The organism is Achromobacter sp. ACM02 (assembly GCF_014851605.1).
Lineage (GTDB): Bacteria > Pseudomonadota > Gammaproteobacteria > Burkholderiales > Burkholderiaceae_B > Achromobacter > Achromobacter aegrifaciens.
Window position 1 is genome coordinate 77,629 of record NZ_JACUZY010000002.1, and the last position, 19,773, is coordinate 97,401.

19 protein-coding genes are annotated in these 19,773 nt (G+C 66.2%); 18 read left to right on the forward strand and 1 reads right to left on the reverse strand.

Going from position 1 to position 19,773, the window contains the following annotated elements; translation table 11 throughout:
- The first annotated feature begins 15 nt into the window (after positions 1–15).
- The 7 genes from IB258_RS05180 (at position 16) to IB258_RS05210 (ending at position 5,303) form a co-directional block, all read left to right on the forward strand.
- Positions 16–1,044 (forward strand): SPFH domain-containing protein, encoded by a 1,029-nt coding sequence (locus IB258_RS05180; protein WP_054452912.1) that lies wholly within the window; start codon positions 16–18, stop codon positions 1,042–1,044.
- A 6-nt stretch (positions 1,045–1,050) separates the two neighbouring features.
- Positions 1,051–2,520: a DUF4178 domain-containing protein gene (locus IB258_RS05185; RefSeq protein WP_192352263.1), complete on the forward strand. Its 1,470-nt coding sequence runs from the start codon at positions 1,051–1,053 to the stop codon at positions 2,518–2,520.
- A gap of 5 nt (positions 2,521–2,525) precedes the next feature.
- Positions 2,526–2,687: a hypothetical protein gene (locus tag IB258_RS05190; RefSeq protein WP_175163941.1), complete on the forward strand. Its 162-nt coding sequence runs from the start codon at positions 2,526–2,528 to the stop codon at positions 2,685–2,687.
- Positions 2,684–3,034, forward strand: a complete 351-nt coding sequence (gene speD, locus IB258_RS05195) for an adenosylmethionine decarboxylase (protein ID WP_054452908.1) — start codon at positions 2,684–2,686, stop codon at positions 3,032–3,034. Before IB258_RS05190 ends, speD begins: the two co-directional genes overlap by 4 nt.
- A gap of 117 nt (positions 3,035–3,151) precedes the next feature.
- Positions 3,152–3,910: a molybdate ABC transporter substrate-binding protein gene (gene modA / locus IB258_RS05200; protein ID WP_054452906.1), complete on the forward strand. Its 759-nt coding sequence runs from the start codon at positions 3,152–3,154 to the stop codon at positions 3,908–3,910.
- A 23-nt stretch (positions 3,911–3,933) separates the two neighbouring features.
- Positions 3,934–4,620 (forward strand): molybdate ABC transporter permease subunit, encoded by a 687-nt coding sequence (modB, locus tag IB258_RS05205; RefSeq protein ID WP_054452904.1) that lies wholly within the window; start codon positions 3,934–3,936, stop codon positions 4,618–4,620.
- Positions 4,617–5,303 (forward strand): ATP-binding cassette domain-containing protein, encoded by a 687-nt coding sequence (locus IB258_RS05210; RefSeq protein ID WP_088153547.1) that lies wholly within the window; start codon positions 4,617–4,619, stop codon positions 5,301–5,303. Before modB ends, IB258_RS05210 begins: the two co-directional genes overlap by 4 nt.
- Before the next feature lie 5 nt (positions 5,304–5,308).
- On the opposite strand, the gene IB258_RS05215 is transcribed toward IB258_RS05210, so the two are convergent.
- Positions 5,309–6,103, reverse strand: coding sequence for a TOBE domain-containing protein (locus tag IB258_RS05215; protein ID WP_054452900.1), 795 nt, complete (start codon positions 6,101–6,103; stop codon positions 5,309–5,311).
- Between the two features lie 158 nt (positions 6,104–6,261).
- Between IB258_RS05215 and IB258_RS05220 the strand changes: the two genes are divergently transcribed.
- The 11 genes from IB258_RS05220 to pgsA all read left to right on the forward strand — a co-directional run bounded on the left by IB258_RS05220 (position 6,262) and on the right by pgsA (position 19,749).
- The gene (locus tag IB258_RS05220; protein ID WP_192352264.1) at positions 6,262–6,852 is read left to right on the forward strand and encodes a DUF4136 domain-containing protein; all 591 of its coding nucleotides are present in this window, start codon (positions 6,262–6,264) and stop codon (positions 6,850–6,852) included.
- Between the two features lie 33 nt (positions 6,853–6,885).
- Complete coding sequence (locus tag IB258_RS05225; RefSeq protein WP_054452896.1) at positions 6,886–8,079, forward strand: patatin-like phospholipase family protein; 1,194 nt, start codon at positions 6,886–6,888, stop codon at positions 8,077–8,079.
- A 196-nt stretch (positions 8,080–8,275) separates the two neighbouring features.
- Positions 8,276–8,641, forward strand: coding sequence for a winged helix-turn-helix domain-containing protein (locus IB258_RS05230; RefSeq protein ID WP_054452894.1), 366 nt, complete (start codon positions 8,276–8,278; stop codon positions 8,639–8,641).
- A 196-nt stretch (positions 8,642–8,837) separates the two neighbouring features.
- A complete protein-coding gene (locus IB258_RS05235; RefSeq protein WP_054452892.1) occupies positions 8,838–10,100 on the forward strand; it encodes an efflux RND transporter periplasmic adaptor subunit in 1,263 nt (420 codons plus the stop codon).
- Positions 10,101–10,162: 62 nt separating this feature from the next.
- Positions 10,163–13,393 carry a multidrug efflux RND transporter permease subunit gene (locus IB258_RS05240; protein WP_119449990.1) on the forward strand — a complete coding sequence of 1,077 codons (3,231 nt, stop codon included), beginning with the start codon at positions 10,163–10,165 and terminating at the stop codon, positions 13,391–13,393.
- Entirely contained in the window at positions 13,390–14,877 is a 1,488-nt protein-coding gene (locus IB258_RS05245; RefSeq protein ID WP_054452888.1) for an efflux transporter outer membrane subunit, read from the forward strand. Before IB258_RS05240 ends, IB258_RS05245 begins: the two co-directional genes overlap by 4 nt.
- On the forward strand, positions 14,874–15,614 hold the full coding sequence (gene pdxJ, locus IB258_RS05250) for a pyridoxine 5'-phosphate synthase (RefSeq protein ID WP_054452886.1): 741 nt from the start codon (positions 14,874–14,876) through the stop codon (positions 15,612–15,614). The genes IB258_RS05245 and pdxJ overlap by 4 nt, the downstream gene beginning before the upstream one ends.
- A 48-nt stretch (positions 15,615–15,662) precedes the next feature.
- A complete protein-coding gene (gene acpS / locus IB258_RS05255; RefSeq protein WP_054452884.1) occupies positions 15,663–16,094 on the forward strand; it encodes a holo-ACP synthase in 432 nt (143 codons plus the stop codon).
- Between the two features lie 57 nt (positions 16,095–16,151).
- Positions 16,152–17,210 carry a beta-N-acetylhexosaminidase gene (gene nagZ / locus IB258_RS05260; protein WP_175181792.1) on the forward strand — a complete coding sequence of 353 codons (1,059 nt, stop codon included), beginning with the start codon at positions 16,152–16,154 and terminating at the stop codon, positions 17,208–17,210.
- Positions 17,173–18,999 carry an excinuclease ABC subunit UvrC gene (gene uvrC / locus IB258_RS05265; RefSeq protein ID WP_054452880.1) on the forward strand — a complete coding sequence of 609 codons (1,827 nt, stop codon included), beginning with the start codon at positions 17,173–17,175 and terminating at the stop codon, positions 18,997–18,999. Before nagZ ends, uvrC begins: the two co-directional genes overlap by 38 nt.
- A 177-nt stretch (positions 19,000–19,176) precedes the next feature.
- Complete coding sequence (gene pgsA / locus IB258_RS05270; RefSeq protein WP_119449989.1) at positions 19,177–19,749, forward strand: CDP-diacylglycerol--glycerol-3-phosphate 3-phosphatidyltransferase; 573 nt, start codon at positions 19,177–19,179, stop codon at positions 19,747–19,749.
- Positions 19,750–19,773: the final 24 nt, after the last annotated feature.

Here is a 19,773-nt window from a genome sequence, read left to right on the forward strand (position 1 = left end):
ACAGGAGAACGACTCATGAGTCTCGGTTCATTCATCCGCAAACAGTTCATCGACATCCTGCAATGGAACGAGGACCGCGACGGCGTGCTCGCCTGGCGTCATCCCATGCAGGATTTCGAAATCCAGTACGGCGCCAGCCTGACCGTGCGCGAATCGCAGATGGCGGTGTTCGTCAACGAAGGCAAGGTGGCCGACGTGTTCGGCCCCGGCATGTACAAGCTGACCACGCAGACGCTGCCGATCCTGACCTACCTGAAGAACTGGGACAAGCTGTTCGAGTCTCCCTTCAAGTCGGATGTGATCTTCTTCAGCACGCGCCTGCAACTGGGCCGGCGCTGGGGCACGGCGCAGCCGGTGACGCTGCGCGACAGCGAATTCGGCATGGTGCGGCTGCGCGCTTTCGGCGTGTATTCCTATCAGATCTCCGATCCCGCCAAGTTCTACCGCGAGATCAGCGGCACGCGCGACGAATACACCGTCGACGACCTGGAAGCGCAACTGCGCAACATGGTGGTCGCGGCGATGACGACGGCGCTGGGCGGCTCCAAGGTGCCGTTCCTGGACATGGCCGGCAACCAGGGGCTGATGTCGCAAAGCATCGCTGAACAGCTGGCGCCGGTGTTCGACCGCTACGGCGTCAAGCTGGACAACTTCACGGTCGAGAACGTGTCGCTGCCGGAAGAGCTGCAGAAGGCGCTGGACACGCGGATCTCCATGGGCATGGCCGGCGACCTGGGCAAGTTCACCCAGTACCAGACCGCCACGGCCATACCGATGGCCGCGCAGAACGAAGGCGGCATCGCCGGCATCGGCGCGGGCCTGGCGGCCGGCGCGGCGCTGGGCCAGACCATGGCCGCGGGCTTGGCAGGCGCCCAGGGGCAGCCGCAGGCCGCGCCGCAGCCCGCCCAGCAGGCGCCCGCCGCCGCGGGCGCAGATCCGGCGCAGCGGCTGCAGCAGCTCAAGGATCTGCTGGACAAGGGCCTGATCACGGCCGCGGACTACGATTCGGCCAAGGCCGAAGTGCTGAAGAAACTCACCAGCTAAGGCTCCATGCAGCAGGTTCTGTGTCCGCAGTGCGGCGCCCCAGTCAAGTTCACGTCCGCGGCATCGGTCATGGCGGTCTGCGGCGCCTGCCGCAGCACCTTGCTGAAGGACGCCGAGTCGGTCAAGCGCATCGGCGAGGCGGCCGAGGTCCTGGAGGACTACTCGCCCTTGTGCCTGGGCGCGGCCGGCACTTATGAAGGCAAGCGCTTCGACCTGATCGGCCGCGTCCAGCTGCGCTACGACGACGGCTTCTGGAACGAGTGGTACCTGTGGTTCGAGGACGGTTCCGACGGCTGGCTGTCGGACGCGTCGGGCCAGTACGCCGTGACCCGGCGGCGCAAGGTCAAGTCTACGCAGGGCATGCCGGCGTTCGACGACATCGCGCCCGGCGATGAACTGAAGCTGGACGGCCAGCGCTTCACGGCCGCCGACGTGCGCGCCTGCCAGGCGGGCGGCACGCAAGGCGAGTTGCCCTTCGTGCCGGGCGAAGGTTGGTTGGCCAAGGTGGCCGACTACCGCTGCCTGGACGCGTTCCTGACGCTGGACTTTTCCGACGGGCCCGAGCCCGAGCTGTACATCGGCAAGGCATTCGACCTGTCCGCCATGCAGGCGGCATCGCTGCGGACCAACGAGCAGGTCGAGGAGACCGCCGGCCGTTTCCGCGGCCAGATCAAGGCGCTGGACTGCCCCAACTGCGGCGGCCCGATAAGCTTCGTGGCCGCCATGGCCACGCAAGTGGTCTGCCCCTCGTGCGCCGCCGCGGTCGACTGCTCGGGGCCCACGGCCGAAGTCATCGAAAAGGCCCGCAAGGTCAAAGCCATCAAGACCACCTTGTCGCTGGGCGCGGTGGCCAAGATCGATGGCGCGTCCTATACGCTCATCGGCCTGATGAAGTGCGCCGATCCGGATCCCGAGGAACCGTCCGACTGGATCGAATACCTGCTGTTCAATCCCGCAAAGGGTTTCATCTGGCTGGTGGAAACCGACGAGGGCTGGGAGCGGGCGCAGGTATGCGACACCTGGCCCAGCCACAACAACGCCAGCAGCGTGCGCTGGCGCTCCAAGCTTTATCAGAAGCTGTACGACTACACCTCGCGCGTGGAACTGGCCCTGGGCGCCTTCAACTGGCGCGTCAAGGTCGGCGACAGCACCAAGATCACGGATTACAAGGCCGGCAACCTCAAGCTGACCCGCGAACTGAGCGAGTCCGAATTGGGCTGGTCCGCCTCGGGGCCGGTGGCGCCGGCGCAGTTGGCTGAATGGTTCGGCGATCCCGAACTTGCCAAGCAGAAGGCCATGCCGCTCAGCGGCAAGCCCGGGGGCTATCGCAAGTTCGCCTGGACGGCCATGATCGTGCTGGCCTTCCTGAATATCGACACCATTTTCAGTGGCGGCATCGTTCCGATCCTGATCGGCGCGGCGTTCCTGTGGATTCCGGCGGCGGTGGCGGACAAATTATCTGGCAAGGACGAATAAACAGGATGGGCAAGCTCTTTTACACCGTCTACGCCATCGTGGTGGTGATTTTCGCCACCGGCTTCAACACCCCCGGTGCGCGCATGTCCAGCGGCGGCTCCAGCAGCAGCTGGGGCAGCAGTTCTTCGGGCGGATCGGGCTGGTCCTCGGGTGGGTCCCACAAGTGACCCCGCACGCCACACCCGGCCGCCACGTGCTGGCGGATTTCCGCGGCGTGCCGGCGGATCGCCTGACAGACGCGCAAGCGCTGGAACGCGACCTGATCGCCGCGGCGCAGGCGGCGGGCGCGCACGTGCTGAGCGCGCATTTCCATCATTTCGGCGAGGGCGCGGGCGTGACCGGCGTGGTCCTGCTGAGCGAATCCCACATCAGCATCCACACCTGGCCCGAGCATGCGTTCGCGGCGCTGGACATCTTCATGTGCGGCGCGGCGCGGCCCGAGCTGGCGCTGGAGCACCTGCAGGCGCGGCTGGCGCCCGAGGCGGTGCACGCGACCACGGTGGCGCGCGGCTGAAGCCCGCGCCCGCCACTCCTTGATATTGCTCAATGCTCTCTGGGTAGCCAAATTGACGAGCGTTATATACCTATATATATTTCGTTACCGACTTAGCGATTTCCCCGGGAGAAGAACATGTTCCGCAAACGTCCGATCGTGGCGCTGTCCTTGGCGCTGGCCGCCGCATGGAGCGCCAACGCCACTGCCGGCGACCTGGTGGTGTCGGCCGCCGCCAGCCTGACCAACGCCTTCAAGGAAGTCGCGCAAGGCTACGAAAAAGAGCATGCCGGCACCAAGGTCATCCTGAACTTCGGCGCGTCCGACGTGCTGCTGCAGCAGATCGTCAAGGGCGCGCCGGCCGATGTGTTCGCCTCGGCGGACCAGAAGGCCATGGACAAGGCGGTCGAGGAAAAGGCCGTCAAGCCGGCCTCCCGCGTGGACTTTGCCGCCAATCAGGTGGTGCTGATCGTCCCGACGGACAGCAAGGCCAACATCACCGCGCTCAAGGACCTGACCCGCGACGACATCAAGCGCATCGCCTATGGCAACCCGGCATCGGTGCCGGTGGGCCGCTACACGCAGGGCGCGCTGGAGACGGCCGGCCTCTGGAGCGCGGTGCAGGCCAAGAGCGTGCTGGCCCAGAACGTGCGCCAGAGCCTGGACTACGTGGCGCGCGGCGAGGTCGATGCGGGCTTCGTGTTCGCGACCGACGCGGCCATCATGGCGGACAAGGTCAAGGTCGCGGTACGCGTGCCTTCGCAGACGCCGGTCACTTATCCCATCGCCGTCACCACCCGTGAAGCCGCTGCCAAGGAAGCCGAAAGCTTCGTTGCCTATGTGCTGTCTCCCGCAGGTCAGGCGATACTGTCGCGCTACGGCTTCCAGAAGCCCTGATATCCGTTGAATCGTAGGCATTGATGAGTGATCCGGTTTGGGTGCCCCTGCTGCTTTCCCTGAAAGTGGCGGGCTGGGCAACGCTGTTGGCGACCGTGGCGGGCACCGCCGCGGCCTATGGCCTGTCGCGCTGGCGCTGGCCGGGGCGCGACCTGCTGGACGCGCTGTTGACCTTGCCGCTGGTGTTGCCGCCCACGGTGCTCGGCTACTACCTGCTGGTGCTGCTGGGGCGCCGCGGCATCATCGGCGAGACGTTGGCGGGCTGGGGCATCGAACTGGTCTTCACCTGGCAGGGCGCGGTGATCGCGGCTTCGGTGGTGGCTTTTCCGCTGGTGTTCAAATCCGCCCGGGCCGCCTTCGAGAACGTTGATAGCCAACTGGAAAGCGCGGCGCGCGTGTTGGGAGTGTGCGAAGCGGGGGTCTTCTTCCGCGTCACCTTGCCGCTGGCCGCGCGCGGCATCGCCGCCGGGGTGCTGCTGGCCTTCGCGCGGGCGCTGGGCGAATTCGGCGCCACGCTGATGATCGCCGGCAACCTGCCGGGACGGACACAGACTCTGTCGGTCGCCATCTACGAGGCGGTGCAGGCGGGCGACGACGCCACGGCCAACATGCTGGTGCTGGTCACCTCGGTGACCTGCGTGGTGGTCCTGCTGCTGGCCGGCAAGCTGGTGCCCGTCAGCAGCGGCCGGCGCAACGGGAGCGCGCTATGAGCGTCAGCATCCAGGTGCGCAAGCAGATGGTGTCCGGCGACCGGCGCTTCGCGCTGGACGTCGCATTCGATTCGTCAGCCAAGCGTATAGCGCTGTTCGGCCCCTCGGGCGCGGGCAAGAGCCTGACCCTGCGCGCGGTGGCGGGCCTGCTGCGCCCTGACGCGGGCCGCATCGAGATCAACGGCCGCGTGCTGTTCGACACGGACGCCGGCGTCAACCTGCCGGCGCAATCGCGCCGGGTGGCCTACCTGTTCCAGGACTACGCCCTGTTTCCCCACCTGACAGTGGCGCAGAACATCGCTTTCGGGCTGCGCCGCGGCTGGCGCAACCCGCCCCGGCGCGAGGTCGGGCCCGAGGCGCAGCGCTGGGTGGACGCGTTCGAACTGGGTTCCATCGTGGGCAGCTATCCCAGCGAGATATCCGGCGGCCAGAAGCAGCGGGTGGCGTTGGCTCGAGCCCTCATGCTGCGGCCCGACATCCTGCTGCTGGACGAGCCCTTTTCAGCGCTGGATTCGCAGTTGCGCGGCAAGATGCGGCTGGAACTGAATGCCTTGCAGCGCCAGCTGGACGTGCCGATGCTGCTGATCACGCACGACCCGGCGGATGTGGATGCGCTGGCCGACGAGGTGTTCGAAGTGCGCGAGGGCAGGGTGCGACGCCACGATGAAGACGTGGGCGTCTGATCGGCTCAGTCCAGCACGCCCAGAATCACGCTGGAAGCCTTGAAGATCGCCACCGCGTCGGCGCCTGCGTCCAATCCCAGGTCCTGCGCGCTTTCATTGGTGACGATGGCCGCCAGCGTCATGCCGCCGTCCAGTCCGATCAGGATCTCGCTATTGACGGCGCCCGGGCGCAATGCCGTGATCTTGCCCGGCAGCTGATTACGCGCCGACAGGCGCAGGCCGGGGCCGGGCGCGCCCACGATGACGGACGACGCCTTGATCAGCGCGATGGCTTCCTTGCCGGTCGCCAGCCCCAATTCCTGCGTGCTTTCACGGGTGATGGTGGCCGTGATGGTCAGGCCCCCCGCGATGCGCAGCACGATTTCGTCATTGACGGCGCCGGCGCGGATCTGGATGACGGTGCCTAGCAGTTTGTTGCGTGCGCTGGTCTTGAGCATGAAACGCCTCATGAGATCGATGTCGCCACTGGCGTTCACGCCAGCGCGGGTCAGGTTTTCCATGAACTTGCGGTGTTCGGCTTCCAGGGCGCGGAAGGTGCCGATCAGGCCGCGCGCGCGGTCCGTCAGGCGCGTGCCGCCGCCGCCCTTGCCGCCGGCGGCCCTGATCACCAAAGGCTCGCCCGCCAGATTGTTCATGGCGTCGATGGCGTCCCATGCGCCCTTGTAGCTCATGCCCACGGCGCGCGCGGCGGCCGTGATGGATCCCGTGGCGTCGATCTGCGCCAGCAGGTCTATGCGGTTTTTTCCGCCCCAGGTCTGGGCGCCGGAGCGAAACCAAATCGAGCCGTCGAGTTCCAACATCTTTGTCGTGCCGTGGTCAGGGTATGGGATAGCTGAAAGTGTAATGGACGGGGGCTGTGCCCGTGGTTCACGGCGGACGCGATGCGAATGAGATTCTGTTGAAATTTTGCAGGCTTCGCGGCACTATGTTCAGGCATCGGGCTCACGGAGAAAACGACATGAAAGCGTTCAAATTGCTGGTTGCGGGTTCCATGACGGCGTTGTTGGCGGCCTGCGCCACTGGCCCTGACGTCAAGAGCGACTACGATCATCAGGCAAATTTCGCGCAGTACCGAACCTTCGGGTACATGACGCCGTTGGGCACCGACAAGGCCGGCTACAGCACCTTGCTGACCGAGCGCCTGAAGAACGCCACGCGCGGCCAGATGGAAATGCGCGGCTATACCTATAGCGCAGCAAATCCCGACCTGCTGGTCAACTTCAGCGCCAAGCTGCAGCAGAAGGTGCAGGTCACTCCGGCCGCGCCGCCCATGGGTCCGTACTACGGCTATCGCGCCGGCTTCTATGGCGGCTGGCCCGGCTACGGCTGGGGCGATGACGTCTACCAATATACTGAGGGCACCTTGAACATCGACCTCGTCGACGCGCGCCGCAGACAGCTGGTGTGGGAAGGCGTGGCGGTGGGCGAGGTCCAGCCCGATGCCAGCGCCTCGCCCGAGAACACGGACAAGGTGGTAGCGCAGATCTTCTCCAAGTATCCGTTCCGCGCGGGCGTGGCTGCGCCGCAGTTGCCGGACAAAAACAAGTAGGGCGGTCCGCCGGCCCTGCCTAGAGGAAGCCGCATGAGTACTCGCCGCAAGGCTCCGAAGCAAGACACCGGCGATACGCCGCCCTATGAAGTCGTCGCCCTGGTGCTGCAAGGCGGCGGGGCGCTGGGGGCCTACCAGGCCGGGGTGTACCAGGGGCTGCACGAAGCGGGTATCCGGCCCAACTGGATTTCCGGCATTTCCATCGGGTCGATCAACGCGGCCATCATCGCGGGGTCGCCCGAGGACGAGCGCGTGGAGCGCCTGCGCGGCTTCTGGGAAGCCATCTGCCGGCCGGCGGGTTTCGCTTCGGTACCCTGGGGCGAGACGCTCGGTCCCATGTTCGAAGGCTTGCCGTTCGGCTTTGGTTCGCCGGTCATGAACGGGCATGTGTCAGCCTTCCAGGCCTTGTTCTCGGGCCAGCCAGGCTTCTTCAAACCGCGTTTTCCGCCGCCCTACCTGGTGCATGGCAGGGGCGCGGCGTCCACCAGCTTCTACGACACCACGCCGCTGGCTGCGACCTTGCGGGAGTTCGTGGACTTCGACCTGCTCAATAGCGGGGCCGTGCGCGCCAGCTTTGGCGTGGTCAACGTGCGGACCGGCAACTTCGCCTACTTCGACAGCCTGAAGGACACGCTGCGGCCCGAGCACATCATGGCCTCGGGCGCCTTGCCGCCAGGCTTCCCTTCCGTCGAGATCGACGGCGAACACTATTGGGACGGCGGCGTCGTGTCCAACACGCCGCTGGCACAAGTGCTGACCACCGACAGCATGCGGGACACGCTGGCGTTCCAGGTCGATCTGTGGCCAGCGCGCGGCGGCCTGCCGAGCAACCTGGAGGAAGTGGCCGAGCGCCAGAAGGATATCCAGTACTCCAGCCGCACCCGCCTGGTCACGGACCAGCTGCGGCGCGTGCTCAAGCTGCGCCACGGCCTGCAACGCCTGCTGGCGAAGCTGCCGGCGGCCGAGCGCAACGCGGCGGAGTTCGCCGAGATCCGCAAGCTGTCCCATACGCCGGCCACCAACATCATCAACCTCATCTACGAGTCCAAGCACCGCGAGCGCTTTTCCAAGGACTACGAATTCGGCACCGAGGCCATGCGCGAGCACTGGGAGTCGGGCCTGGCCGACATCCGCGCGACGCTCGCCAAGCCCGGGATCCTGGCCCGTCCGACCCAGGACAGTTGTTTCGTCACTCACGATATCCATCGCAACGGCAAGCGCACCTGAGCTGGCGGGCAGGGGGGGCGAGTGCGGCACATCTGGACAAAGTCCGGACGGATTTCCTGCCGGATTGGTCTTATAGATGCCTTGCAATTTCAACGCCCACGGGTTCCAGCGGTAGGCTTTCGGGGCCAATTGCAACCTTGTTCCGGGAACCGGCCGCCACCCCGTGCGGCGCGGGCCTTCCTGGTGGAGATCCGTCGTGAATGCCCCCGCTCGCCTTGCACAGGTCGCGCCCGCCCGCGCGGCCGACACTTCTTACGCCATGGACGGCTGGTGGTCCCTGGTCTACCAGGGCTGGACACTGCTTACGCCCCATGGAGCCCGCATCGGCCTGACAGCCCTGGAGCGTACCTGCCTGCTTTGCCTGGCGGGCAATCCCGCCAGGGAATTGCGGCGCGATGAATTCATGGCGGTGCGCAAACGCACCACCATGCGCACACTGAATGTGGCGATCTGCCGCCTGCGCGGCAAGGTCCTGCTGGCCGGCGCCAGGCTGCCGCTGCATACCGTGCACGGCATGGGCTATGTGTTCCTGGGCAAGTTGCGGGAGCTTTCCGAGAGCTGATCTGTTGTATGAAATCCCCGCGCGCGTGGCATTTGAAGCACTAAAAATCAGTGATTTCCCCAATAACTGAGTTACATTACTGGGCTGATTACGTGCCTTGATGACGCATGCTTCTTATTTAACGTGGCCAATGCCGCGCTTAAATACTGCGATTACATGACGCGATTACGGTTAATTACGCTACGCGGGGGTTTCAATGCGGTTTTCGCCTAAACGTGTTTCAGGGCTGGCTTTTTCCGGCGGGGTCCTCGCACTGATATTGGCTGGTTGCGGCGAAAAGCCGCACATGAATCCAGGCATGCCCCAGGTCAGCGTCATTACGATCCAGCCGCAGCGCGCGCCCATCGTGTCCGAATTGCCCGGCCGCGTCGACGCCGTCCGGGATGCGCAGATCCGTTCGCGGGTCACCGGCATCGTCCAGAAGATCGCCTTCGAGCAAGGCGGCGACGTCAAGGAAAACCAACTGCTCTTCAAGATCGATCCGGCGCCCTACAAGGCTGCCTACGATCAGGCGACGGCGCAGCTCAAGCAGGCGCAGGCCAACCTGTTCAGCGCCAAGCTGCTGGCCGACCGTTACGCCCCGCTGGTCAAGGCCAACGCCGTCAGCAAGCAGGAATACGACAACGCCGTGGCTTCGTACCGCCAGGCCGACGCCTCCGTCGCCGCCGCCAAGGCGGCGCAGGACAATGCCGCCATCAACCTCGGCTACACCGACGTCACCTCGCCCATTACCGGCCGCATCGGCAAGCCGCTGGTCACCGAAGGCGCGCTGGTCGAGGCCACTTCGGCCACGCAGATGGCCACGGTGCAGCAGCTGGATCCGATCTACGTCGACTTCACCCAGTCCACCGCGGAACTCGCATCCTTGCGCCGCGCCTTCGCCAGCGGCCAACTGCAACAGGTCGGCAAGGATACGGCGCGCGCCACCATCGTGCTGGAAGACGGCTCCGAATACGGCCAGCCGGGCAAGCTGCTGTTCACCGGCATCACCGTGGATCCGACCACGGGCCAGGTGAACCTGCGCGCCGAAGTCCCCAACCCCGATGGCATCCTGCTGCCCGGCATGTACGTGCGCGTGCGCCTCGAGCAGGGCGTGGACGACAAGGCCCTGATGGTGCCGCAGCAAGCGCTGCAGCGTACCGCGGACGGCCTGCAAAGCCTGATGCTGGTCAAGGACAACAAGATCGAGCAGATTCCGGTCACCACCGGCGGCGCCCTCAAGAGCAACTGGATCGTCACCAGCGGCCTGAAGGCCGGCGACGTGGTCGTGGTGGAAGGATTCCAGAAGGTTCGCCCGGGCGCTCCGGTTCAGGCCAGCGAATGGAAGAACGGCACGCCCGCCCCGGGCGGCCAGGCGCCCGCGCAACCGGGTGCCAAGCCAGCGGAATCCGCCCCGCAGCCTGGCGCCAAGCCGGCCGAACCTGCGCAGCAGGACAAGGCCGCAGGCCAGAAATCTTAAGCGGCACGCGGCGCAAGCGCCGCGTTCCTCTTTGGTGAGCATCGCTTTCAGAGTCAGCCCACATGCCGCAATTTTTTATTGATAGACCGATTTTCGCCTGGGTAGTCGCCCTGTTCATCCTGCTGGCCGGGGTGCTGGCGATCCCGAACATGCCGATTTCGCAGTACCCGGACGTAGCGCCGCCCGCGATCACGATCACGGCCACGTACCCCGGCGCGTCGGCCAACGAAGTGGCCGAGCAGGTCACCAGTATCATCGAAGACCAGCTCAACGGCGCCAAGGGCCTGATCTACTACGAGTCGGTCAGCGATTCCTACGGCACCTCGACCATCACCGCGACCTTCGCTCCTGGCACCAATCCAGACTTGGCGCAGGTGGACGTGCAGAACCGCGTGTCCAACGTGGTCGCGCAGTTGCCCACCGCCGTGCAGCAGCAGGGCCTGCAATATGAGCAGACCAGTACCGGCTTCCTGATGGTGGCGGCGGTGTCGTCCACGGACGGTTCGCTGGACCAGACGGCGCTGGCCGACTACATCACCCGCAACATCAAGAACCCGGTTTCCCGCGTGCCCGGCGTGGGCCAGTTCCAGCTGTTCGCGGCGCCGCGCGCCATGCGCGTGTGGGTCGATCCCGCCAAGCTGGTCGGGTTCAACCTGAGCATGTCGCAGGTCAACCAGGCCATCGCCCAGCAGAACGTGGTGATTTCCGGCGGCAGCATCGGCGCGCCGCCCAACCCGGATTCGCAGCGCATCACCGCCACGGTCACGGCCAACGGCCAGCTGAGCACGGTGGAGGGCTTCGGCAAGATCGTCCTGCGCGCCAACACCGACGGCTCCAAGGTGCTGCTGCGCGACGTCGCCCGCATCGAAGTCGGCGCGGACAACTACCAGTTCGGCGCCCGCCTGAACGGCAAGCCGACGGCCGCATTCGCCATCGTGCTGTCGCCCAACGCCAACGCGCTGGCCACCGCCCAGGGCGTGCGCCAGCAGATGGAAGAGCTGTCCAAGTACTTCCCGGGCAACATCACGTACTCCATTCCGTACGACACGGCGCCCTACGTCAAGGTGTCCATCGAGCAGGTGGTCCACACCCTGGCGGAAGCCATGGTGCTGGTGTTCCTGGTGATGTACCTGTTCCTGCAGAATGTCCGCTACACCCTGATCCCGGCCCTGGTGGTGCCGGTGGCCATGCTGGGGGCGTTCGCGGTGATGCTGGCGCTCGGGTTCTCCATCAACGTGCTGACCATGTTCGCCATGGTGCTGGCCATCGGGATTCTGGTGGACGACGCCATCGTGGTGGTGGAAAACGTCGAGCGGATCATGTCCACAGAGGGCTTGCCACCCAAGGAAGCCACCAAGAAAGCGATGCCGCAGATCAGCGGCGCCATCATCGGCATTACGCTGGTGCTGGTGACGGTGTTCCTGCCGCTGGCCTTCATGAGCGGTTCGGTGGGTGTGATCTACCGCCAGTTCTCGATCGCGATGGCCGTGTCGATCTTCTTCTCGGCACTGCTGGCCCTGACCTTCACCCCGGCGCTGTGCGCCACCATCCTCAAGCCGGTGCCCAAGGGCCACCACGAGGACAAGAAGGGCTTCTTCGGCTGGTTCAACCGCAAGTTCGACGCCACCACCCACAACTACCAGAACTGGGTGTCGCGCATCCTGCACAAGGGCGGCCGCATGATGCTGGCGTTCCTGCTGCTGGTCGTGCTGCTGGGCTGGCTGTACCTGCGCCTGCCTTCGTCCTTCCTGCCCGAGGAAGACCAGGGCTACGTGGTCAGCAACATCGAGCTGCCCACCGGCGCTACCGCCAACCGCACGGTCGAGGTCATCGAGCAGGTCGAGAAGTACTTCTCGGACGTGCCCGCGGTCGAGAACATCATCGCCGTGCAGGGCTACAGCTTCAACGGCAACGGCCTGAACGCCGCTATCGCCTTCGTCACGCTGAAGGACTTCAGCGAGCGCAAGTCGCGCCAGGACTCGGCGGGCGCCATTGCCTTCCATGCCTTCGAAAAGCAGCTGATGGGCATCCATGACGCGCAGGTGTTCACCTTGGTGCCACCCGCCATTTCGTCCCTGGGCAACGCGACCGGCTTCGACTTCCGCCTGCAGGATCGCGGCGCGGCGGGTTCCGCCGCCCTGGCCGCGGCCACCGGCGAACTCATGGGCCTGGTCATGAAGAGCCCCGTGCTGTCGCAGGTGCGCATCACCGGCCTGGGGCCGGGCGCGCAGCTCAGCCTGACCATCGACCGCGAGAAAGCGGCTGCGCTGGGCGTGGACTTCAACGAGGCCGCCTCGCTGATTTCCACCGCGGTCGGTTCCGCCTACCTGAGCAAGTTCCCCAACCTGGGCCGGATGCAGAACATCTGGGTGCAGGCCGACGCGCCGTACCGCATGCAGCTCAATGACGTGCTGCAGCTGAACGCCCGCAACAGCCAGGGCGGCATGGTGCCGCTGTCCACCTTCGTCAAGGCCGAGTGGAAGCAGGGTCCGGTGCAGGTGGTGCGCTACAACAGCTACGAGTCCATGCGTATCGGCGGCGACGCCGCCCCTGGTTACACCACGGGCGAGGCGATGGCCGAGATGGAGCGTCTGGTGGGCCAGTTGCCGCAGGGCTTCGGCTACGAGTGGAACGGCCTTTCCTACCAGGAACGCCAGGCCGGCAACCAGGCTCCGATCCTGATGGGCCTGTCGCTGCTGGTGGTGTTCCTGGTGCTGGCCGCCCTGTATGAAAGCTGGGCCATCCCGATTTCGGTGATGCTGGTGGTGCCGCTGGGTATGCTGGGCGCGGTGGCGTTGATCAGCGCGCTGGGCATGTCCAACGACGTGTACTTCCAGGTGGGCATGGTGACCGTGATCGGCTTGGCGGCCAAGAACGCCATTCTTATCGTGGAATTCGCCAAGGATCAGTACGCTCGCGGCATGGGGCTGTATGAATCCGCGGTGGAAGCCGCGAGGCTGCGGTTCCGTCCCATCTTGATGACGTCGCTGGCCTTCATCCTGGGCGTGGTGCCCCTGGCCATGGCGACCGGCGCAGGCGCCGCCAGCCAGCGCGCCGTGGGTCTGGGCGTGCTGGGCGGCATGTTGGCCGCCACGCCGTTCGCGGTGATTTTCGTGCCGACCTTCTTCGTGGTGGTGCTGGGCCTGTTCAAGACCCGGCCGCGCCTGCTGGGCGCCGAACTGCGCGCCTTCGAGGAAGAGCAGGCGGCCAAGAAGGCGGCCGGTCAGGTTGCCCCGGACGCTGCCGCGCAACACCCCGCACAACCCAACGGTGGCCAGGAGGGCAAGGAATGAAAGCCCTGAAGTTCAAACAGACCGCCTTGTCCGCTTTCGTGGCGGTGGCGTTGGCCGGCTGCTCGCTGGCGCCCGATTACAAGCGCCCCGATGCGCCGGTTTCCGGTACGTGGCCCGATCAGCCCAAGGTGCAGTATGGCGGCTACGCCAAGCCCACCTCGCTGGGCACCCAGCCGTCCACCGCGGTCATGCCGCAGGACGGCACGCCGGCGGCCAATCTGGGCTGGCGCGAGTTCTTCCGCGATCCGCGCCTGCAAAGCCTGATCGAGCTGGCGCTGGTCAACAACCGCGACCTGCGCGTGGCGGTGGAGCGCGTGGAAGAGGCTCGCGCCCAATACGGCATCCAGCGCGGCGCGCAATGGCCCAGCATCGGCGCCGGCATCCAGGGCCAGCGTCAGCATCTGCCCCAGAACATGCGGCAGCCCGGCGCGGGTTCGATCAGCAGCTCGTACCAGGCAGGCATCGGCCTGACCACCTTCGAGATCGACCTGTTCGGCCGCCTGCGCAACCTCTCCGAGGCGGCGTATCAGCAGTACCTGTCGACCGAGCAGGCGCAGAAGAGTGCGCAGATCACGCTGGTCGGCGCGGTCGCGCAGTCGTACTTCAACCTGCGCGCCGCCGAGGTCCAGCTGGACCTGACGCAGCGCACCCTGGCGTCGCGCCAGGAATCCTATGACCTGGTCAAGCGGCGTTTCGACGGCGGCGTGGCTTCGGAGCTGGACCTGAACCAGGCCAAGTCGCTGCTGGATACGGCCTCGTCCGATCTGGCGCAACTGGCCCGCGCCCAGGCCCAGGCCATGAACGCGCTGGTGCTGCTGGTCGGCACGCCCTTGCCGCCGGACCTGCCGGCGCCGGCCGTGTTCGGCCGCGACCAGCTTCTGGCGACGGTGCCAGCCGGCCTGCCGTCCGATCTGCTCGAGCGCCGTCCGGACATCATGGCCGCGGAAAACCAGCTGCTGTCCGCCAACGCCAATATCGGCGCGGCGCGCGCGGCGTTCTTCCCGACCATCTCGCTGACCGGCCTGCTAGGGGTGGCCAGCCCCTCGTTGGGCGACCTGTTCAAGGGCGGCCAGGGCTATTGGAGCTTCTCGCCGTCGATCACCACGCCGCTGTTTGCCGGCGGCAGCATCCGCGAAGGGCTGAACCTGGCCAAGGCGCGCGACAATATCGCCGTGGCGCAGTACGAACAGTCCATCCAGCAGGCGTTCCGCGAAGTGTCGGACGCGCTGGCCGGCGAAGCCACCTACGGGGCGCAACTGGATGCCCAGCGCGCCCTGCAGGACGCGTCCGGCCGCACGCTGGAACTGTCGAATCTGCGTTATACCAATGGTATCGACAGCTACCTGCAGGTGCAGACCGCGCAGGTGGACTTTTTCAATGCCCAGCTCGCCCTGGTCCAGACTGGCCTGGCCGCGCTGATCAACCGCGTGGAGCTGTACAAGGCCCTGGGCGGCGGCTGGGAAGAAACAACGAAAGTGCAATGATAGAACTTGGTGTAAACATCGATCACGTTGCCACGCTGCGGCAACAGCGCCACACGACCTATCCGGACCCGGTGCTCGCCGCGCTGCGCGCGGAGGACGCCGGCGCCGATCTGATCACGCTGCATCTGCGTGAAGACCGGCGCCATATCCAGGACAAGGACGTCTACGCCATGCGTCCGCAATTGCGTACGCGCATGAACCTGGAATGCGCGGTGACGGCGGAAATGCTGGAGATCGCCTGCGCGGTCAAGCCCAGCGACGTTTGCCTGGTGCCCGAAAAGCGCACCGAACTGACGACCGAAGGCGGCCTGGAAGTCGCGGGCGCCATGGGGCCGGTGTCGGATGCGGTGGGCCTGCTGGCCGAGGCCGGCATCCGCGTGTCGCTCTTCATCGATCCGGATCCTGTGCAGATCGCGGCCGCGGCCAAGGCCGGCGCGCCGGTGATCGAATTGCACACCGGCGCCTACGCCGAAGCTGAAGGCGAGGCCGCCGAGGCCGAACTGCAGCGCTTGCGCCTGGCCGTGACCGAAGGGCTGCGCCACGGCTTGCGCGTGAACGCAGGCCACGGCCTGCATTACGGCAACGTCAAGCCGGTGGCCGCGCTGGAAGGCATTTCCGAACTCAACATCGGCCACGCCATCGTGGCGCAGGCGGTGTTCGACGGCTGGGAAAAAGCGGTGCGCGACATGAAGGCGCTGATGGTGCAGGCCCGCCTGCAAGCGCTGCGCGGGCTGTGACCGCGAGCCCGGTATCCCGTTTTTTCCTGCGGCCGCGCGCTGATTCCCATGTCTGACGCTTCCCGCCCCGCTGCGCCCGCAGGCGCCATTGCCGGCATCGGCATGGACCTGCTGCGCATCGACCGCATCGAGCGCGCGCTGGCGCGCCACGGCGACCGTTTTGCCGAAAAGATCCTGGGCGTCGAAGAACTGCAGAAGTTCCACGCGCGCCGCGCCCGCGACCCGGTGCGCGGCCTGCGTTTCCTGGCTACGCGCTTCGCGGCCAAGGAGGCGTTTTCCAAGGCCATAGGCCTGGGCATGCGCATGCCCATGACGTGGCGGCGCGTGCAGACGCTGAACGCGCCCGGCGGGCGTCCCGTGCTGGTGATCGCGCCCGAACTGCTGCAATGGTACGAGCAGCGCTTTGGTGCGGCCCACGTTTCCATTACCGACGAATCCGACATGGCCGCCGCTTACGTGGTGGTCGAACGCAAGCCCTGATCGGCGGACTCGTGTCCGCCGCCGGCTTGCCAGACTTAGACAGAAGGACAGCCTGACATGGCCAAGAAGAAATCCAGGGCGGTCCTGCCGCCCGGCCCCGTGATGGTCGATGTGGCGGGATACTCGCTGACGAAGGCGGAGAAGAAGCGCCTGCGCCATCCGCTGGTGGGCGGCGTGATCCTGTTTGCGCGCAACTTCGAAAGCCGCAAGCAACTGACCGAGCTGACGCGCCAGATCCACAAGGCCCGCAAGGAGCCGCTCTTGATTCTGGTGGACCACGAAGGCGGCCGTGTGCAGCGCTTCCGCGACGACGGCTTCACGGCGCTTCCCGCCATGCGCGACCTGGGCGCGTTGTGGGACCGCGATCCGCTGCAGGCCATGCGCCTTGCGACCGAAGCCGGCTACGTGCTGGCCGCCGAGCTGCGCGCCTGCGGCGTGGACATGAGCTTCACGCCGGTGCTGGACCTGGACTACGGCGTCAGCAAGGTGATCGGCACTCGCGCCTTCCACCAAGACCCGCGCGTGGTCACGATGCTGTCGCGCGCGCTGATCCAGGGCTTGCAGCTGGCGGGCATGTCGGCCTGCGGCAAGCATTTCCCCGGCCATGGTTTCGTGGAGGCGGATTCGCACCACGAGATCCCGGTGGACCCGCGTCCGCTGGACAAGATCCTGCAGGACGATGCCGCGCCGTACGCCTGGCTGGGCGATGCAGTGCTGCCGTCGGTGATGCCTGCGCACGTGATCTATCCCAAGGTCGACAAGCACCCGGCCGGCTTCTCCAAGCGCTGGGTGCAGGACATCCTGCGCACCCGCCTGGGCTACGATGGAGTGGTGTTCTCGGACGACCTGACCATGGAAGGGGCCTCGGTCGCGGGCGACATCCTGGACCGCGCCAACGCGGCGCTGGGCGCCGGCTGCGATATGGTGCTGGTGTGCAACCGGCCGGACCTGGCGGACGAATTGCTCGAACGCCTGAAGTTCGAGCACGCGCCCGAGTCCGTGGCGCGCATCCGCCGCCTGATGCCGCGCTTTGACGCGCCGGACTGGGATACCTTGCAGGCTGAAAGCCGTTATCAGAATGCCCGACGACTTCAATCTCAAATCGTTCCTGGCTGACCTGCCGCATCTGCCGGGCGTGTACCGGCATCTGGATGCGGCCGGAGAGGTCATGTATGTCGGCAAGGCGCGCGACCTGAAGAAGCGCGTCTCGTCGTATTTCCAGAAAAACCTGGCCAGCCCCCGCATCGCCCAGATGGTGGCGAAGGTGGCGCGGCTGGAGGTGACGGTGACGCGCTCCGAAGCGGAAGCGCTGATCCTCGAAAACAACCTCATCAAGACCCTGAAGCCGCGCTACAACATCCTGTTCCGCGACGACAAGTCTTATCCCTACCTGCTGATCACCGGCCACGAATGGCCGCGCATTGCCTATTACCGCGGCGCTACCAACAAGCGCGGCCAGTACTTCGGGCCGTTCCCCAATGCCTGGGCCGTGCGCGAGACCATCCAGATCCTGCAGAAGGTATTCCGCCTGCGGACCTGTGAGGACTCGGTCTTCGCCAACCGTTCGCGACCCTGTCTGCTGCATCAGATCGGGCGCTGCTCGGCGCCCTGCGTCGGCGCGATCGAAGCCGCCGACTACGAGCGCGACGTGCAGCGCGCCGTGCGCTTCCTCAACGGGGAAGCCAAGGAGGTGATGGGCGAAATCGAAAGCCGGATGCAGCAGGCGGCCAGCGAACTGCGCTTCGAGGAAGCGGCGGCGCTGCGCGACCAGATGGGGTCGCTGGCGCGCGTATTGCACCAGCAGACCATGGAAAACGTCAGCGGCGAGGACACCGACATCATTGCGGTGGCGATCGCGGGCGGCAAGGTCTGCGTCAATCTGGCCATGGTGCGGGGCGGCCGCCATCTGGGCGACAAGCCATTCTTTCCCACGCATGCCGAGGGCGAGGCCGCGCCGCAGGTGCTGGAAGCCTTCGTGGCCCAGCACTACACCGACAATGCCATGCCGCCGGTGCTGGTCTGTTCGCACGCCTTGCCGGATCCTGACCTGATCGGCCTGTTGGTGGAACAGGCGGGCGGACGCCCGTCGCGGGTGCTGACGCGTCCGCAAGGCGCGCGCCGCGCCTGGCTGGAGCAGGCGGCCAAGAACGCCGAAATGGCCTTGGCCCGCGCCTTGACCGAGTCCGGCGCCCGCGCCGCCCGGACACTGGCGCTGGCCGAGGCGCTGGACCTGGACACGGACGAAGCCGCGCTCGACGCGTTGCGCATCGAATGCTTCGACATCAGCCACACGGCGGGCGAAGCAACCCAGGCGTCCTGCGTGGTGTTCGAACACCACGACATGCAGCCGTCGCTGTACCGCCGCTACAACATCGCCGGCATCACGCCGGGCGACGATTACGCCGCGATGCGCCAGGTACTGAGCCGCCGCTTCGCCAAGGTGGCGGACGGCGAGGCGCCCATGCCCGGCCTGGTGCTGATCGACGGCGGCAAGGGCCAGGTGGAAGTCGCCCGCCAGGTGTTCGTGGAACTGGGCCTGGATATCCAGACGTTGGTAGGCGTGGCCAAGGGGGAAGGGCGCAAGGTCGGCCTGGAGACCCTGGTGTTCGCCGACGCCCGCCCGCCGGTGGCGCTGGGCGGCGAATCCGCCGCGCTGATGCTGATCGCCCAAGTGCGCGACGAGGCGCACCGCTTCGCCATCACCGGCATGCGCGCCCGCCGCGCCAAGGCCCGCAACGTTTCTCGCCTGGAAGAAATCGAAGGCATCGGCGCCCGCCGCCGCCAGCGCCTGCTGGCCCGTTTCGGCGGCTTCTCCGGCGTGGCTTCGGCCAGCATCGAAGACCTGGCCTCGGTCGACGGCATCTCCCAAGACCTGGCGATCCGCATCTATGAAGCCCTGCGGTAGCCGCCATGCATAAATGCCGGCGGTTACTCACCCTCTGCTCGGTTACAGACGCAGCAACCGGCGTAGCGCCCGCCGGGCCGCGCGGATCCGGCTCCGCCGGTCCGCAGCGGCGCCCCCCTGGGGGGGAAGCGCCTCAGGCGCTTCGGGGGGGCGTCTTACTGTTAGCATACGGACACTATGCCAATTAATGTACCCATTATCCTGACATGGCTGCGCATCGCCATGATTCCGCTGGTGGTCGGGCTGTTCTACCTGCCCGAAAGCTGGATGTCGGTCCCTGTGCGCGACACTTTCGCCGCCTGGGCTTTCATTATTGCGGCGCTGACCGACTGGTTCGATGGCTGGCTGGCCCGCCGCTGGAACCAGACCTCGGCGTTCGGGGCCTTCCTGGATCCGGTCGCCGACAAGCTGATGGTCTGCGCGGCCCTGATCGTCCTGCTGGACCTCAGCCGCGTCGACGCCTTTATTTCCCTGATCATCATCGGCCGTGAAATCACGATTTCCGCGCTGCGCGAATGGATGGCCAAGATCGGCGCCAGCGCCAGCGTGGCGGTGCACCGGCTGGGCAAGTTCAAGACGGCCGCGCAAATGGTGGCGATTCCCTGCCTGCTGTACAACCAGCCGATCTACGGCGTCAGCTCGCGCCTGCTGGGCGATGTGCTGATCATCGTGGCGGCGGTACTGACGGTGTGGTCGATGCTGTATTACCTGCAGCGCGCGTGGCCTGCCATCCGCGAAAAGGCCATGTAGTCCAGAGTCCGTATTTTTGTTTGG